Annotated in this window: 13 protein-coding genes; 12 read left to right on the top strand and 1 reads right to left on the bottom strand. The window is 40.1% G+C overall.

Features of this window, described 5'->3' with window-relative positions:
- Window positions 1–44 precede the first annotated feature (44 nt).
- From KUV50_RS00600 to KUV50_RS00565, 8 genes are all read left to right on the top strand, one after another.
- The gene (locus tag KUV50_RS00600) at window positions 45–905 is read left to right on the top strand and encodes a glycosyltransferase family 2 protein (protein ID WP_222578137.1); all 861 of its coding nucleotides are present in this window, start codon (window positions 45–47) and stop codon (window positions 903–905) included.
- A gap of 95 nt (window positions 906–1000) precedes the next feature.
- Window positions 1001–2014 (top strand): glycosyltransferase family 2 protein, encoded by a 1014-nt coding sequence (locus tag KUV50_RS00595; protein ID WP_222578136.1) that lies wholly within the window; start codon window positions 1001–1003, stop codon window positions 2012–2014.
- The gene (locus tag KUV50_RS00590; protein ID WP_222578135.1) at window positions 2001–3098 is read left to right on the top strand and encodes a glycosyltransferase; all 1098 of its coding nucleotides are present in this window, start codon (window positions 2001–2003) and stop codon (window positions 3096–3098) included. Before KUV50_RS00595 ends, KUV50_RS00590 begins: the two co-directional genes overlap by 14 nt.
- An 18-nt stretch (window positions 3099–3116) precedes the next feature.
- Window positions 3117–4601, top strand: a complete 1485-nt coding sequence (locus tag KUV50_RS00585) for an asparagine synthase-related protein (RefSeq protein WP_222578134.1) — start codon at window positions 3117–3119, stop codon at window positions 4599–4601.
- Window positions 4602–4677: 76 nt separating this feature from the next.
- Window positions 4678–5814 (top strand): glycosyltransferase, encoded by a 1137-nt coding sequence (locus tag KUV50_RS00580; protein ID WP_222578133.1) that lies wholly within the window; start codon window positions 4678–4680, stop codon window positions 5812–5814.
- 384 nt (window positions 5815–6198) lie between these two features.
- Window positions 6199–8298, top strand: a complete 2100-nt coding sequence (locus tag KUV50_RS00575; RefSeq protein WP_222578132.1) for a DUF4838 domain-containing protein — start codon at window positions 6199–6201, stop codon at window positions 8296–8298.
- 113 nt (window positions 8299–8411) lie between these two features.
- A complete protein-coding gene (locus KUV50_RS00570; RefSeq protein WP_222578131.1) occupies window positions 8412–9779 on the top strand; it encodes a hypothetical protein in 1368 nt (455 codons plus the stop codon).
- A 7-nt stretch (window positions 9780–9786) separates the two neighbouring features.
- The gene (locus KUV50_RS00565) at window positions 9787–10971 is read left to right on the top strand and encodes a hypothetical protein (RefSeq protein ID WP_222578130.1); all 1185 of its coding nucleotides are present in this window, start codon (window positions 9787–9789) and stop codon (window positions 10969–10971) included.
- 336 nt (window positions 10972–11307) lie between these two features.
- Here the strand turns inward: KUV50_RS00565 and KUV50_RS00560 are convergent, their stop codons facing one another.
- Window positions 11308–11475: a hypothetical protein gene (locus tag KUV50_RS00560; RefSeq protein WP_222578129.1), complete on the bottom strand. Its 168-nt coding sequence runs from the start codon at window positions 11473–11475 to the stop codon at window positions 11308–11310.
- A 781-nt stretch (window positions 11476–12256) separates the two neighbouring features.
- On the opposite strand from KUV50_RS00560, the gene KUV50_RS00555 reads away from it, so the two are divergent.
- From KUV50_RS00555 to KUV50_RS00540, 4 genes are all read left to right on the top strand, one after another.
- Window positions 12257–13405, top strand: coding sequence for a glycosyltransferase family 4 protein (locus KUV50_RS00555; protein WP_315899914.1), 1149 nt, complete (start codon window positions 12257–12259; stop codon window positions 13403–13405).
- Between the two features lie 738 nt (window positions 13406–14143).
- Window positions 14144–14719, top strand: coding sequence for a SprT-like domain-containing protein (locus KUV50_RS00550; RefSeq protein WP_222578127.1), 576 nt, complete (start codon window positions 14144–14146; stop codon window positions 14717–14719).
- Window positions 14720–16428: 1709 nt separating this feature from the next.
- On the top strand, window positions 16429–17436 hold the full coding sequence (locus KUV50_RS00545; RefSeq protein WP_222578126.1) for an NAD-dependent epimerase/dehydratase family protein: 1008 nt from the start codon (window positions 16429–16431) through the stop codon (window positions 17434–17436).
- A 707-nt stretch (window positions 17437–18143) separates the two neighbouring features.
- Window positions 18144–18624 (top strand): transposase (locus KUV50_RS00540; protein ID WP_222578125.1); only part of this gene is annotated, 481 nt, incomplete at its 3' end.

Raw genomic sequence — 18624 nt, 5'->3', positions numbered from 1 at the left:
TCATCAATTTTTAAATTTGTCAGTTCACACATGGGTCATTTTATATGAATTATCCTTCAGTATCTATTGTCATTCCCGTCTATAATAATAAGGAAAGACTGGGAAAATGTCTAAAAGCCTTATCAGTTCAAACTTTTTACAGGATAAACTATGAGATCATCGTCGTCGATAATGAATCATCAGATGGATCGTTAGATGTAGCAAAGACCCATGCAGATAGAATGCTTATACAAAACAAATTAAAAAGCCCGTATCCGTCCCGAAATATGGGAATTCGGGCCGCAAAGGGGTATTATAAAATATTGCTGGATTCCAACATCGTAGTACCAAAGCATTTTATAGAATCTGGAATTCGCCAATTGGAAGAAAATACTAGCGACTTTGGTGCCCCAATCATTCAATTTGAGATAAATGAAAACTCATCGACCTGGGAATTACTGGATAGCCTGATATATGTGGATATAAAAAGAGAAATCGAAAGTGGACGCGTTGCTGGAGGTTGTGTTTTTACAAAGAATGAATTTTTTGAAAAATACGGATACTTTGATGAAACGCTTCGTTCCACCGGAGATTCCATCTGGTCAAAAAAAGCGATTGCCTTGGGAGCGAACCTAACACTTTTAGGACATTTAGAGGTCAGTTACCCTCCAAAAGATAGATCACTGTTATTGAAAAAAGCTCGACGGATAGGAGCTGGTAAGAGAATGGTTGCAATACAAAATGGATTATCAAACTTTCGAATATTTAAACAAGCCCTATGGACCATGCGTCCTCTTCCTCTAAAAGAAATTCGACAAAGAATAAATGCAAGAGGAAAAGAAAATATTACCTATCATCAAAGAAAATTGTGGTTGTATAATTGGATTAGGAACGTCCATACTGGGATCGGAAGAATGGGTTTCTGAATATAAACATCATCCATTAAGCGAATAATTCAGAATATTATACGGCTGACTAGAAATCAATATACATTTATGAATCTTAAACAGCAATTCATTATATGAACGAACCAATAATCTCCATTGTCATCCCTTCTTTTAACCGAGAAGACTATATCGCCGAAACCCTGGACTCCGTACTACAGCAAACCTACCCACACTGGGAATGCATCGTGGTTGATGATGGATCTACTGACAATACTGTAAAAATCATTGAAGAGTTCGTTCAAAAAGATTCAAGATTTCGACTATATCACCGGAACCGTGAACCGAAAGGAGCCAATACCTGTCGCAATATTGGCACAGAATACAGCACAGGAGATTATATAATTTTTCTGGATAGCGATGATTTACTTATGCCATCGTGTTTGGAAAACCGAATGCAAAGAATTCACAAAATAGGGGAAAATGATATCCTGATAAAGGGAACTTACAAGATGTTTGAAAAAGAGAAAACTACCATATTCTCCAACAAAATAGCAAGATCAGGTTCTGATTATTTATCTCTTTTTCTACGATTAGAACATCCTTGGAATATTATGTCTGGAACGTGGAAATCTGAAATTCTTAAAAAGATAAAGCCTTTTGATGAATGTCTTCCACGCTTACAGGATCCTGATTTTCACATTCTAATGCTTTCTAAATATGACGGCAAAGTGCATTATGATTATAATAAAGCAGATAATTATCACATTATTCATACTGCTAAATCCACTCGTAAAACGATTGAATGGTTAGAAATGATTGTTACTGCGTATGAAATTTTCTTCAAAAAATATCATACTCGGTTTCTAAACACCAAATATGAAGATGATCTTTACGCAGGGATTTCCCGTTCATTAGCAACACTATTGACAAAAATAAAGCAATCAAAACATCGGGATTTTAATCTTGTTTCTGGTTATTTGAATTCGCTTCATATTTATGGAATTATCGATCAAAACCAGAAGAAAAGAATTGACGGCCTTTTGAAATTTAACAAGCTATTTCCTCATTTTAGAGGTAATGCCAGAATAAATATGTTCGCAATGAACCATGTTCTTCAAAGAAAAGTCTCGAACTATGAAGAAAATTAAACTCCTTCTTCTCATGCCTTCCATAAGTCCTGGTGGCGCAGAGCGGGTTATGGTTCATCTTTTCAATCACTTGTCGAAAGATAAGTTTGATGTTCATTTAGCTGTTCTTAGTGTGGGGATCAATAAAGTTGGTAATTTTAAAAAGGGAAGTCCACAATTTTATGATTTGAAAGTCTCACGAGCCAGATTTGCATTTTGGAAAATTCGAAATCTCATATATACACTTAATCCGGATATTGTCTTCGTCACACTTCCTCAAATGTATCTAATGTTATCCCTCTTAAGAAGAATTTTTCCAGCTCGTTTACTTTCTGGCAATACTGTTTTTATAGCACGTGAAAATACAAATGCAAGTGAACGTAAAAAGAAAATGTCTCTTGGATTCAACCTTCTTTTTCCAGACCTACTGGCTCAATATAACTACATCGTATGTCAAAGCTTTGCTATGGCAGAAGATTTAAACCAAAATTTCAGCATTTCTCGAGAGAAACTCAAGACGATAAATAATCCTGTAGATTTCTCTTCAATCAATAATATTCATTCCAAACATCCAAAATTTGATGTCCTTTCAGTGGGAAGCCTTACCCCCTTAAAGGCAATTCATCGTTTGATCGAAGCTGCTGAACACTTATCATCTGAAGTCAAATATGGAATAATAGGTTCCGGTCCTGAAGAGGATAATCTCAAAAATTTGATTGAAGAAAAAGGGCTTACTTCTCAATTCACCTTCCTAGGCTTTCAAAAAAATCCGACTGCTTTTATATCTTCTTCAAAGATAGTGGTTATGACATCGTATTATGAGGGGTTCTCCAATGTAATATTGGAAGCACTTGCAGTTGGCACCCCTGTAGTGGCTTTTGATGTCCCAGGAGGAAATAGCGAAATAATCAAGAATGGTTTCAATGGATTTTTAGTTCCTGATGGAGATATCGAAGCATTGGCACTTGCAATTAAAAAATCTTTTAAGCATTCTTGGGATAAGGACGCTATTAAATCAAACTGCTTTGACAATTACAATATGAAAAAAATAATAAGCCAATACGAGAATTTATTCGAAGACGCCGTTCTTACTTTAAAAAATTAGACCCAAGCAACTCGTAAAATGGTACAAAATAAACTTTCTTCAAGCTGGAAAGAACTTACTAATCATTTAGGTGGAGTCTATCCGTTTTATAAAGTAGACGAACCAGTTCATTCTTTTTCTCTTAACATTAAAGAATTACTTATTACCAACCTGGAGAATGATGATCAAAACTTGCTAGACTTAGTTTCTTTAATCTCTAGGATCTACCTACCCTACATTCCAGGAGATCGAACACTTATCAAGAACATTCATCGAGCTCCCTGGATGTCTCATCCTGAAAATAATAAATGGCAAGAACACCCCCTGCCTCCCCACAAACATTCCATCCCGGATCGTCAGCTATTTACTGTTGAATTGAAAACTGCACTACTTCAAGAAGTCACACGATATATCAATAGTCGAAAAACAATAGGGATACTTCTTAGCGGAGGCATGGACAGCCGAATCCTTGCAGGTATAGTACGTGAATATCAAAACACCATCGATCCTGATATCATAGTCACGGGTATTTCATGGGGGGATACGAACTCAAGAGATGTAGCATATGCTCAGAGAATTGCCCTACAATTTAATTGGGAATGGCAACATATAAAACTATCCGCAGAAACATTATATGAAAATATTCGTCTTTCCTCCGATAATGGTTCAGAGGTGGCTCCATTTCATTATCACGGAATGGATGAAGTTTCTAAAATCGAGGGTCTTGATTTGATATTGGCAGGAAGCTATGGTGACAGTATCGGTCGAGGGGAATATTCCGGTACCCATATTACTAACCTCTCAGATATATCTTTTAAAGGTAAGGATCGATTTGGAATTTTAAAATCATCAGCAAAAAAGAAGCTAACTCCTATTTTAGAAGATGAACTCTCGAAATCATCAAATTCTAATAAACCAATTCGTAGAAGAGAAATACAACAACAACAACATTATCTACGTAGAATGTTGCAATCCTGTATGATACATATCACAAAAAGCACCCCCCTATACCAAATTTTTACTGCACCTGACGTATTTGGAAAAATGTGGGCTTTAGACCCCAGTGTTCGTGATGATCAATGGTATATCCTTTTATTAAAAGATTTACCTGGTAATTTATTGAATATTCCCTGGGCCAGAACGGGATTGCCATACGGGCAAAATGAGGGAGAGAAAGACAACTACACAAAAAGCTATCATTCATATGGTCAGTGGCTCCGAAATGATCTCCGAAATGAAGTGATCGAAGCCGTCAATAGTTCAACCATTCGTGATTTAGGTATTTTCAATAACAAGTCCCTGGATCAGGCGCTGTCCCTCTGGAGTAAAGCCACTACCCGTTCCGTAAATTATCTAGATGAATTGTTTTCCTGGATGGCCTCGTTAAAAATATTTCTTGAAGAAAAGAATATCAAAAAGCCGAAAGAGGAGTTTCCCGATCAGTTTCAGGATCGGTTAAATACTTATCAAGCTCGTATATATGGAGAGCTGTATATCAGAACACGAAATCATAAGAGATCATAAATTTAAAGGACCAATAAACTTTACACGACTTGTATCCCATTCGAATAACATTTGATTTTATCAATCTTAAATTGAAATGAGCTCCGGCAATAAAAAAAACATCTCTATTCTGACCATCAGTCTCGCCAGTGGAGGAGCTGAAAAGGTCATCAGCCTGTTGCTTCCTGAACTGGTCAAAACCTACAACGTCCATCTTGTATTATTCTATGAGAACATCCATTTCCCTATACCCGAGGAGGTAAATACCGTGATACTCCATCAAAATCAAAGTGATGATTTTTCAAAAAAAATTTTCAAATTTCCGCGATTCATCTCTCGGTATCATGATTTCGTACGTAAAAACCAAATAGATGCATCCATTTCCTTTCTGACCCGTCCTAATTTTATTAACGGTTTTATTAAAATGAGGCATCCGGATATAAAAGTTATTATAGGAGAGCGTTGCTACCCATCAATCGCCTATAAATCATCAAATTTACGCTATTGGCTATATAAATTTCTAATTCCAATATTATATAACAAAGCAGATATTGTATTTTCAAACTCAAAACATATAAACGATGATCTCACAAAATCATTCAGGGTCAAAACCAATCTAGAGATTTTGTATAATCCAGTCATCATGCAAAAACGGAAAGAAAGCTTCTCATCAAATGATTTGAAATTAATCTCAGTAGGTTCATTAAAACCAATCAAAAATCCATCGATGATCATTAATGCCATAAAGAATATTGATGGAATTTCTTTAACATTCCTGGGTGATGGTCAACTTAGAAAATCATTGGAACAAGAATTTGCAAATGATTCCTTTTCCAAAAGCGTCTCTTTTGAAGGAACCGTAAGGAATGTCAATCCCTATCTTACCCAGCACGATTGTTTTATTCTTTCATCGAATTCTGAAGGATTCCCCAATGTAATTCTGGAAGCGATGGCGACTGGACTTCCTGTGATCTCCACCAATTGTATGTCGGGCCCCTTGGAAATATTGAATGAGAATAAAAAGTTGATTATAGAAGAAGGCGATTTTGTAAAAGCGAAATATGGATTGCTCGTGAATGTCGGTGATGTGATCGGGCTGGAAAAAGCGATTCGGTATTTACTGGATAACCCGAAAATGCTAATCGAATATGGGAAAAGAGGGTATGAACGAGCGAGAGATTATACCGTGGAGAGTATCTATGCCGAGTTTGAGAAGATGATCGAGAAGGTGTGAGAGTTGAGGGAGTCGCATCGTCAAGTGGATCGGTAAGCAAGCGAGAACGGGGAGCGCAGAAAAGGATTGCTCACTAACTAGCCCCCGAACTTACCGATCCTTTGGTATTCTAAACAACAATTCCACGCTTTTTCGTTTATTACTGTAGTTATGATATACAGAATGTTAATTATATTGTTTTTTATCTCTGCATGCCAACGGAAGTCCGTTCCCGCGCATGAGGATCATATCGACATAGAGATTGACACCTCACTCACGCTCTTAGCACCAGATGAGTTGCCCGGAAATGCGATCCAGGATGTTCACCATCTGCTGAAGTTAGGTTATCAAAAAGCAAATAGAACGTATGATTTGCTTCGGTTTCAAGTGTATTTTGATCCCAAATTGAAAGATTCCATCCGGATACAGGCCGGTTGTAAGGATACGGTATATCTCACTATCGGGAATGACCAAAACAAAAAAGTAGCCTTATACAATTACCTCGACATCTTGGGGTATCGTTTTTATGGACCTGAAGACCATTGGACATATATTCCTGAGCTTGAAAACCATTCTTTAATAGATACTACTATATATTCCTTATTTCAATTACGCAGGTTTGCTCCCTCATATTCCGTAGGACCTCCAACAAATGAAGGATTAAAAAATGCGGGTTATACTTACGACCGGTGGATGAACCGGCTTCGTATGGCTAACGTTCTACAATTGAGATTTGGGCATTATGGTAGTACATTTAACAGAAAATATAAAGAGGAGATTATCGCACATCCTGAGTGGCGGGGTAAAAATAAGGATGGCAAAATAAGAAGTTGGAGCAGTAACCTAAAGTTATGTTATTCGCACCCCGGCGTTATTGAACTCTATGAAAAAGACGCAAAAATACGTCTTGAGAAAATAATGAAGACCCAGTCTCCCCCGTATTATATTAACATGGAACCACCGGATGGTGGGGGACACTGTCAATGTACAGATTGTTCAGCCAATAAAACTCCGAGTGATCTGGTTTTTGGTTTGGCGAATAAAATTGCTGAATTCCTACGGTCAATAAACCCAGATGCGGGTGTCTGGCTGATAGCTTATAATAAGCATGCTGCACCTCCATCTTTTTCTCTAAATGATAATTTATTGGTGGGGCTGGTACCCTATGCTTTTCAAAGAGATTATACACCTGATAAATTTATGCAGGTGTGGGAAGAATTTCACAACCATTTATTTTTAAGAGACTACCTGGCCATTCCTCAATCAAATTTAGATGCACCTTATTGGCAAAATGGTGACGAATTCCTAAATCGAATTCAGCATATAAAAACCCAAAATTATTCAGGATACAATTTTGAAACTACGGCTTCATTTCTGAGTGCTGGCTGGCCCACCTACCTGATAAGCACAGCGAGCTGGAAAAATTTAAACTATAAGGCGTCTCTTGATCAATTCAAACAGCATATGTTTGCGTCATCAAACCTCAACTTGAAGGAATTGATCAATTATTTTGAAGATGCACGTTCATCATCCTATTATTATGGAAATCTTGAAAACCAGATTAATAACGCACTTCTCATTTGTTCTGATTCCCTGGAAATGAAGCGATTGAAAGATATTGAAAAATATTTTCATTATCTAGCGATACGGCATACTTACACCAGCAATCGTGACCAAGAAAAACACATAATGAAGGATAATTTGCTTAATTTTATTTACTCAGATTCATCCGGACTACTATTGCATTCCTGGGGATTGTACCGAGTTATGGTCAAAGATAGAAATAACATCAAGTTTGGTCAACAGATAAAAAAAGGACAAGCTTCTCCAATTCCTAATTTCACATTGCGATCTCGAAAACCTACTGTTCTTGGTTATAAAGCAATCCATCCGAATTTTCACTCTGAAATAATTGATACGATGCCGATAATCAAGTTCAATAATAATCCTAATTCCCTGGTCTTTATTCCAGATAGTAGCGATTTGACCATAAAAATTAGAGTAAAAAATGTTCCTTCAAACAGACATGGGGGAGGTAATGTGGTTCTATTTGATTTGGAAGGAAATGAAATAAACAGCAAAATTTTTGACTATGAAAACATCGAATGGAATAACATAAGTTTTACAGTGCCAAAAGCTAATGCTTTTTATATTATAAAATTCAACAATCCTGCTGCCATAATGTACATACAAGGACCAAACCGACCATTTGCCTTTACAGATCCATTAGCCACAGGGGTTTTACCACAACCAATAAAACTATGGGCATATAATCCAAAGAATTATTCCCTCGATATGCGGTTTACCTACCTCACACGTCAGGTTGTTATAGATAAAGAAGATATGCAGAAAGAAAAGTTCTACGTAAAAGACCCAGTTTCTCGTACAATCACTGGCAATGGGGTGTTTAGCATTCAAACCACGAAAGCTAGCTTCGAGGTGCTAAATATTCCACATTTGTTTTCTCCATTGAAACAACAGGTTATTTTACCTATTTTAGAATAATCTAAGATAATTTTATATGCAGGAATCTATTACGGGTAATAAATTTAATTTCTGAGGCATCACTTAACACACATGCTCACTTTTAATAAACTAATGCACTATAACCATAAAACATGAATACCAAGCTTCAATGGATCTACAACAATGCACCTATTCTACTGCAAAACATAATGGTCACATTCTATAATTTAAAACAAAATAAAGGCAGATATGGTGGCGACTATAAATCTTCAAAAAAATATTTTAAAAAGTGGCAATACAAGTCATATGAAGAGATTAAAAAGGAACAGGAGCGACGTTTGACAAAATTTCTTCTATTCACTCGTTCAAACTCCTCATATTACCAGGAAATCATCCCAAAACAAACAAGTTATTCTTTAAAGGATCTACCAAAAATACCTATAATGACAAAAAGTGAACTAGTGGAAGAGTATGAACAACGTAAAACAATGTCAGAAAAAGATGGTTATGTCTCCTACACCGGCGGTACCACCGGTGCTTCTCTGAAGGTAGTGTATAAATGGGAAGATATACAGGAAAGAAGGGCATTTTTAGATTTTTTTTGGGAACAATATGGATATAAAAAAGGAGCCAATACCGCATGGTTTAGTGGTAAACACATTGTCCCAAATAATAATTCTAATGTATTTTGGCGAAAAGATTGGATAAACAATATAAGGTATTACAGTACATTTCACATTACAAGAAAAAATATAGGGTACTATATAAATAATTTAAATCAATTCAGTCCTCAGTTCATTGTAGGTTTTCCGAGTTCAGTTCATCAAATTGTTAAATTAGCTAAAGATCAGGGTTTAAAATTTGAAGGTAGCGTAAGATGTTTTTTCCCTACTGCAGAAAAGCTCAATTCTGAAGAGGTAGCTGAGATTAAGGAATTTTTCAAATGTGAATTACGAGACCAATACGCATCTTCAGAGGGTGCTCCATTTATTACAGAATGTCCCAAAGGGAAGCTTCATTATGATATGCTGACCGGCATCATTGAAGTAGTGGATACAGAACTTATGCCTAGTCAAGAAGGTGAAATACTCGTAACCAGCTTTACAACTAGAGGAACTCCTTTAGTCAGATATAAAATCGGAGACCAGGTTAGCTTTGACCAATCAGGTAGGGCATGTTCATGTGGGCAAAAAACACCAGTTATCGAAAAAATCCATGGCAGATCCAACGACTATATTCTTTCACCTGATCATGGGAAAATAAATCTTGGGAACCTATCTAATTGTACTAAGGGAATAAAGGGTATAATTCAATTCCAAATTATTCAAGAGAATAGAAAAGAGATTATAGTCAAAATAAAACCGGGCGAAAAGTTCTCAGAATTACAAGCGAGAGCTTTCAAAAGATGTCTGCAAACTGTTATTGGCCCTTCAATGACTATCAATATAAAAAACGTTACTGATATACCACAAGAGAAAAGTGGAAAATTCCGCATGGTAAAAAATAAACTTATCAAGTGAGCACCTAATGAACATCCTGATACGAATTACTTTTTATATTGTCATCTTCACAGGATTTTTAATTTTGTTGAATTTCGTAAAAGCAAAGTATCCAAAAGCCAGCCTACCATTTCTATTTTTTTTGTTTTTTTATCGTATACCCTTTTCTATAATTTATTTCAATTTTATCCCAGGAGATTGGATCAGCTATATTGCGAGAGGAGAAAGGGCTACGGATATAACACAACTTTTTGGCTTAGGAACTAGTGGCGTAGCCACTCTTACTTATCCTTTTGTAAAGATTGGACTTGAAACGATTGATATTTTTTATCTCTATTCTTTCGCTGGCTACATAGGGGTGTTGCTATTCTACTTAATAGCACATCGTTTAACCAACCATTCCGATAAGGTAAAAATATGGGGGATCAATATATTTCCTTGGATTCTACTTTACCCAAGTCTACATATGTATACAACTATGGCGGGAAAAGACGCTATAGTACTTTTAGGCATAGCACTTGTAGGTTATAGTCTCATATTTTATCGATTACGAAAAAAATATCTGCTGATTGGTCTCGCCTTATTATTATTAGTGCGACCTCACATTGTATTTGTCCTAATAACTAGTTTAATAGTTTCCCTCTTGTGGAGTGGAGAATGGGGCGGCATGAAAAAGCTCATTCTATTTTTAATAACAATTGTAGTTGCTACAGTATCACTGCCGTTAGTTTTATCTTTTTTCAGAGTTGGAGATGTTTCTTTAGAAGCTGTCCAATTAGCTATTCAGCGTAATGAAGGATATGTTAGTACTGCTGGAACTTATGTTGACATGACATCCTATCCTTTTTGGCTTAAAGCTTTTACTTATCTTTATCGTCCCTTATTTTTTGATTCTCCCAATTTATTACTTTTAGAATACAGTGCTGAAAATCTATTATTCCTATTTCTAACATTTTCATTGGTCCGAGTTTCTTTTGTCTATTGGATTAATAAACAACCCAGAATTTTGAAATTTTGTCTTGTTTATTTTGTGATTGGCACTTTAGTACTTTCCAACGGCTTAAGTGTCTTCGGCCTTTTCATCAGGCAAAAGACAATGGTTTTTCTTTTCTTGTTAATACTAATTTTTGCCTTTATCCATTACAGGAATCAGAAAAAAAGCTACCGAATCAAAGCCGCTGTTAATCAAAATCATCCTTCTGTTCATTCATAATTTTTTTTTAATGATGACTTGTTTAACATCTATAAGCCCTACTAAAGATGGCTATTATAGAGTAACATTTTATTCTAGGTTATGGACCTTAAAATTTTAAGGAACTATAATAATATTTCTAATATAAAGTCACGATTAAAGCACTTACATGCCCTCATTGATGATATATACAAATTAGTTTATTTGAATTGAGAAGCATCACGCATTATAACTAAATATGGCCATGGGCTACAAAACATAATTCATTAAGTTTATGACACATGTAATAAAGAAATCGGCATTGCTGCGATCAAACATGAAAATTCTAGATTAATTTTAAAATGAGTTTATGCATACTCAAAAGGATTTTACAATATAATGCAATTTCACACCCCACATAAAGTGCTTGGCCAAGTAGGGATCCCGGTACTTGAGGTGGGCGATGGTGTAGGCGAGCAGATACAGCAGTACCAGCCATATCGGTGTCATCACCAGATCTACCCAGGAAAAAACGCCTTGGACCATAGATTTCGTTTATTGTGCGGTTAAGATACGGAACGGATGAGGAGAATTTTTAGTTTTTAATCCCGGTGAAATAAATTAATTTCACGGGACAGGTTTTGAATGCTTCGTTTAAATTGGGTACCAGCGTAGGAATCCCATCTCCCCTTCTGAACCCGGTGAAATAGATGCTGCGCAAATTTCATGGGTTAAATTGGTCCAGGCTGGGAAACCACATCCAGCTTTTTCCCAACAATCTCAACTCAATAAACCGCTTTATAATTGTGAATTGTTGATGGTTGATTATTGATTGAATTTTGGTTTAGAAACATATCCTGTTTTTCTCAACGCTCTAACAAGCCATTCGTAGAAATGTCATAGACCGTATCACGCTAAGGGGTGACAGGCTCTACAGCACGGAAGGATGGTGGGGAACCTCATTTTTTCTACCCATGGACCGTCCCCACCGGGACGAACTTGATCATACGGCTCATCGATCCCCAGAATAAGACGTATGGGAAACAGATTTAACAGATCTCCACGATCTGTCAAATCTATGTTTTCCTCAACCCCATCAACCCTATAAACCTCATAAACCCGCTCCCCCTCAACGAATCAACCACTCAACAAATCAACGACTCAACAACTCAACATCATAAAACCAAACCATAAACCAAACCTAGTTACCCCGGCGCCAAGTTCATCTTCTATTCTTCTGCTTGTACGGGCACTCACCCCAACTAAAAATTAAAAACTAAAAATTCGGAAACCCGATCAAACCATCTTCGTCCGGAATACGTTATAAATCCGCGAACCCCTTCACGGCCAAAACTTCAATGCGATCAAAAAAATAGCCCTCACCCTAAATACAGCCTGGAACATCCTCAACTTTCGGCGGCCCCTGATCCGAACCTTAAAAGAGGCGGGGTACCAGGTGGTGTGCTTTGCACCGGAGGATACAGCTACCCCACAGCTCACCGATGAAGGGATCGAGGTTCATCCGATCCGGCACCTCAGCCGCAAGGGGACCAATCCGGTCCAGGACATCCGGTTGATCCGCGAACTAACTGCTTTGTATCGGTTTCACAACATTGATCTGGTCGTCCATTTTACGATCAAGCCCAATATATACGGGAGCCTGGCTGCCCGCCGCGCGGGCATTCCTTCCATGGCCGTGGTCACCGGATTGGGGTTTACTTTTCTGTCCAGCGGACTGGCAAGTCGGGCGGCACGGCAACTGTATAGGTATGCGTTTCGGCAGAATCAGCTCACCATCTTTCAGAATCCGGACGACCGGGCGCTATTTATTCAGCGGAACCTGGTGGACCCGGACCGGTCGGCGGTGGTGCTGGGCTCCGGAATCGATACCGACTTTTTCACCCCCGACGAGTCGTTGCCGGATTCGCCGGTGTATGTGTTTATCGGTCGGTTGCTCCACGATAAAGGGATCCGGGAATTGCTGGACGGATTTACGCAATACCAAAGTAAACATCCGGAGGCGCGGTTGGTCATCGTGGGGGAGCCCGACCCGGACAATCCCGCTTCGATCACGCCCGATGAATTGCAGCGGTACAGCCGCCACGAAGGCATTGATTTTGCCGGTTTTCAATCCGACATCCGGTCTTTTATCCGTCAGGCGTCGGCGGTGGTATTGCCTTCCTACCGGGAAGGAGTGCCCCGGACCCTGCTCGAGGCGCTGAGCATGAGTCGTCCCGTGATCACCACCGATGTACCGGGCTGCCGCGAAGTGGTGGTTCCCGGTGAAAACGGTCTGATGGTTCCCTGCCACGACCCGGCCCGGTTGGCCCACGCGTTTGAAGAATTTCATGCGCTGGACGGGTCTGTGAAGCAGCAGATGGGGCAGCGCAGCCGAAAGCTGGCCGAAGAGGTGTTTTCGACCAAGGTGGTGAACAAACAATACCTGGAATGGGTGGAACGAGTTCTTAATGGTTAATTTTTAATGTTTAATGGTTAATGTTTAATTGGGGGCCAGTCGCAGGAACGCGTCTCGCATTCGGAACCCGATTTTCCGCTCAACGAAACATCCGCAGTGCCGTCCCGAAGGGACTCCATAATTAGGCTTCCACTGGTCCAGGGTCTCACGACCCCGGCTCCCCGATAGCTATCGGGGCTTTTATCCCTACGGGATTTTTTGGTCCGATCAAGCGATATATACTTTTTCGTACCGTCTCAATCATCCCAACCGTTTCTGATTCCAGCAGAGTTCCTATCATTGAGCTCAATTAAAAATTAAAAATGCCACTAGCCTTCCTCAACGACTCATCGACTCAACAACTCAACCATCCTATAACCAAACCACAAACTCTACCATTGCCCTTGAGCAAATCCCATTAGGGCTATACGACACCATAAATCCGAGAAACTCCCCCACTGTAAAGAACCAAACCACAAACGCTACCATTCCGCTGAGCAAATCCCACCTCGGCTATACGACACCATAAACCCGAGAACTTCCCCAAAGCCAAAGAACCAAACCACAAACCAAACCTAATTACCCCGGCGCCAAGTCCATCTTCTATTCTTCTGCTTGTTCTAGCACCCTTCCCAATTAAAAATTAAAACCTAAAAATTAAAAATTCAGATCCCTCTCAACAAATCAACCATACCCATAAACCCCATCTTTTCAATTATATTTGCGGCTCAACATCAATCCACCTGAGATCAGTCAGCTATGAAATCAAATCACAAACCCACCATTTTGCGTCAACGCGGCATTTTCCGCGGAGATTTTGAGGGCCGTACTGAATTTATCGCGCGGGTCCGGGCCTGCCAGGCCAAAGCCCGGGAACTTTATCCGGACTTCAAACTGGCTGACGAGGAGTTACCCATCGTATTTGTGTGGTCGGGTCGGGTGGCCGGGATGGCAAAGCGCCGGAAGGAGGTGTACAATCTGGAATTTAACATCGAAGCGATTCACCGCGATCGGACGGAAATGCTCGAAAATACGATACCCCACGAAATGGCCCACATCGTCGACATGTACCTGCATGGGGGCAAAAGCAGCCACGGTCCCCGTTGGCAATCCATCATCCGGGCCCTGGGCGGCAGTCCGCAGCGGACGCACGATATTCCACTGACCAAAGCGCGCCGGTCCCGAAAATATCTTTACGAAGCTTCCTGCGGATCCACGGTGGAAGTGGGGCCCCGGCATCACAAATCGGTTCAGCGGGGCGGCACCCTGGTGGTGAAAAAAACGGGCGGGAAGGTCACCCGTACATGTTTCACAGGTCGGATCGTGTTGAAGTGAATTATTAATTATTAATTGTTGATGGTGAATGGTTGATGCAGTTTAGTACTTAGTTCTTAGATTGTAGATGGTTGATGGTTGATGGTGAATTGTTGATGGTGAATGGTTGATGGAGTTTAGAACTTAGAACTTAGAATTTAGAACATAGGTCGGTAATCCCGGTATATTAGATGCTCCGCAAATCTCACCGGACATAAGGAATTTGCAAGCCTATGAATCCTGACGACTTGACAAAGTACTCGGGAGAACGGATTGTAAAGCCCAGTGTATTTAGTTCTTAGATTGTAGATTGTAGATTGTAGATGGTTGACACTGGAAACTGGAAACTTGATGATGGAGACTGGACATAAGGAATTTGCAAGCCTATGAATCCTGACGACTTGACAAAGTACTTGAGAGAACGGATTGTAAAGCCCAGTGTATTTAGTTCGAAACTGGAAACTGAAACTGGACGAAAGCGCCAGCGTACCAACAGCTCAGCGTACCAACAGCGGAGCGTCCTACCCGCTGGAAAACCCCGATTAATTCCAAAAATACGACCGCAGAGCGGTCCAAGTTTATTAGCAACCGGATCATAAAATCCTTTTGACCGCAGCGCGGTCACAGAGTACACGACTCAGATTCAGCACCGTGTGATTAGATTAGTATAAAATTAACAATCATAATACATCACCCGGTGACTAACCTGCATGAGCAGCTAAGAACGGATGTTCAAAAAGGTTATATATTAATAGAAATGTAGTACATTTATCAAAAGTAAAACTTCTTCATCCATTCTGACGTTGAACAGAACGTATAGAAATGATCAAAATGATGAAATGAATAAACGCCCGGTGGAGTTAATTCTAGAGGAGAAATTATCATTAACTTTTACCTTGAAAGAATGCCCCTTCCCCATTCACAAACTTTTGAAATACGATCTGGTAAAATCCAGGAGGAAGATATAGAGGGCCGTACGCCTGAAGACCACCAAAAAAGAAGACCAGTCCTAATCAATGGAGTAACAAGCGTAATGGACCAAGTTCAGCTGCCTTTAAAGATTCAAAGGGTATATCGGTAGATCGAGCAGGAAATCGACCCATTAACTCTATTGTGAGTGATTTCCAATCCAGATTTGAAATTAGATCAGTCATTTCGGTGACTGCTGGCGAATGCATAAAACATATTCTAAATATGCTCCCCTATCCGATAACATATACCACTCAGAAATACATCGTAGCTCTGATATTATTACATTGACGGCTGGACAAGCAAGAAAATTGAGTAAATTAGCACGAATTGACTATCCCTGACCTGTAGAGTTTGTCTCATGGGAGGTATTAAAAAATTGAATTACCACAATTTGAATTAATCAAATGGGCCCGTTCAACGGATTGAAAACGGAAAGATCAGCGGTGCAGGCCACAGCCAGCGGTTGAAATCAGTTTGCTCCATATAGAAAGTGGGGGCGATGCGGGGAACTGCTGCAAATTTAGCAGCTGGTTTCGTACGTCATCGGCATCAGTTAATGAATTGTCCCAACAGCGGAGCGCCCCAAAGTTCACCTCCCGTGACGAAGTAGGGAGGCCCAGCGTCCCAAAGCGCCAGCGTCCCAAAGCGCCAGCGTCCCAACAGCGCCAGCGTCCCCATACCCAGTAAAAAGAAAAAAATTATTACGTTTACATCCATTTTAACGCAGAGATAAATCAGGGTGCATCAACGATCCGCGGATGGGGCATCAGAAACGAAAAACAGGATTTCAAAGCATGGAAGATAGTTCACAAAATCCAGCTGTATTAGTTACCGGTGCCGCCGGGTTCATCGGCAGCCACCTTTGCGACCGGCTCGTCGCGGAAGGCCATCAGGTTACCGGTATCGACAATTTTGATCCATTTTATCCCCGTTCCCTAAAAGAGAGCAACATCAGTCGGTTGATGGACCACCCCAATTTCCGGCTCCTGGAACTGGACATCACGAATGCTGAGGCACTGGTCCACCAATTCCCGGATGGGATCGATGCGATCATTCATCTGGCGGCTAAGGCCGGGGTCCGACCCTCTATTTCCGATCCGGAAGCCTATCAGCGGGTCAATGTGCTGGGCACACAAAATCTGTTGGAGCAAGCCCGAAAAAGGAAAATCGGTCAATTTGTATTTGGTTCGTCCAGCAGTGTGTACGGCGTCAATGAACGGGTGCCCTGGCAAGAATCCGATGCCGTGCTTCGTCCCATCAGTCCGTATGCGTCCAGCAAAGTCGCCGGGGAATTGCTCGGTCATGCTTACGCCCACCTCTACCCCATTCGCTTTATCGCGTTGCGGTTTTTCACGGTGTACGGTCCGCGACAGCGGCCCGATCTGGCTATTCATCGGTTTTTCCGGATGATCAACGAAGATCAGGCAATCCCCGTTTTTGGAGATGGAACCACCCTACGCGACTATACCTATGTCGATGATATTGTGTCCGGTATCATGGCTGCGCTGCAATACAATGGCACAAACTATGAAGTCATCAACCTGGGGAACAATCAGACGGTGGCCCTTTCTGAGCTGATCAATGCCATCGAGGAGGTCATCGGAAAAAAAGCCAATATCAACCGGCTTCCACCCCAGCCGGGCGATGTCCCGCAAACTTCGGCCGACATCACCAAAGCCCGTGCGCTCTTGGGTTATCACCCTCAAACTCCGCTCCACCAGGGCCTCCAGGCATTTTATGAATGGCTGCGCGGGGGTAATTGTTGATTGTTGATGGTTGATTGTTGATGGTTGATTGTTGATGGTTGATGATTGATGGTTGATTGTTGATTGTTGATGGTTGATTGTTGATGATTGATGGATTTTAGAACTTAGTACTTAGATTTTAGAACATGGGTCGGTAATCCCGGTATAATAGATGCTCCGCAAATCTCACCGGACATAAGGGATTTGCAAGCTTATGAATCTTCCAGGCTCAATAGAGTGCCGTCCCCAAGGGACTCAAAATATTAACTTGCGCCGATCCAGGGTCTCACGACCCAGGCTACCCGATAGCTATCGGGGCTTTCATCCCTACGGGATTTCATGGTCCGGTCAAGAGAAATATACTTATTCAAATATTCGAAAAGACTCGGGACTCTTCACCCACAAGACCAACTCACAAGTTTCCCGATCCCAGAACAGAACGCAAGGAAACACTACCGTTCGACAAACATCTGATTCATATGTCACCTACCTTTTATTTATCACACCATGTAATACAATTTTTTACATGAACACAAATTTTCAATCTTTAATTCCTCATTTAGTAATTTTTTTCATTATATTATTAGTCATCATTCTATTTGTCCAAAATTAATCTTATGAATCCCGTCAACGGATCAGGGATTTGCAAGCTTATGAATCTTCCAGGCTTCGACAGAGCATGGAAGAGAACAGATTGTAAAGCCCGGCCACTTTAAAAAACCAAAATAATGAGAACAGATTACCATGCTTCCTTACAACCTCAGGGCGTATATCATTTTTACAACAAGACAGTAAGCCAGAGAAAGTTATTTTATGACCATAAAGACTATACACGTTTTTTGAATAAGTTCAAAAAATACTTTACGGCATACATGGATATTGTTGCATATTGTTTAATTCCAAACCATTTCCATTTTATGGTTAAAGTAAAAACAATAAGCCCTATCATTCGAAAGCTTATTGCGAAAGAAAAAACACAAGCAGCGTTTAAATTTCTTTCTAACGAAGATACCTTCAACGAATTTCTTTCTGATCAATTCAGAAGGTTTTTAAGTGGCCATTCCTTGTATATCAATCATAAATACGACATCCAAGGATCTTTACTTTTAAAAAAGACAAAAAGAACGGCAGTGGTAACAGACACAAAATTATATGACCTGCTTTGTTACATCCACCACAATCCCATTCATCATGGTTTGACAATAACAT

It is taken from the genome of Membranihabitans marinus (assembly GCF_019802045.1).
In the GTDB taxonomy this organism is placed as follows: Bacteria; Bacteroidota; Bacteroidia; order Chitinophagales; family Saprospiraceae; genus Membranihabitans; species Membranihabitans marinus_A.
Note: the sequence above shows the minus strand (reverse complement) of the source record. Positions and strands in the feature narration are given on the sequence as shown.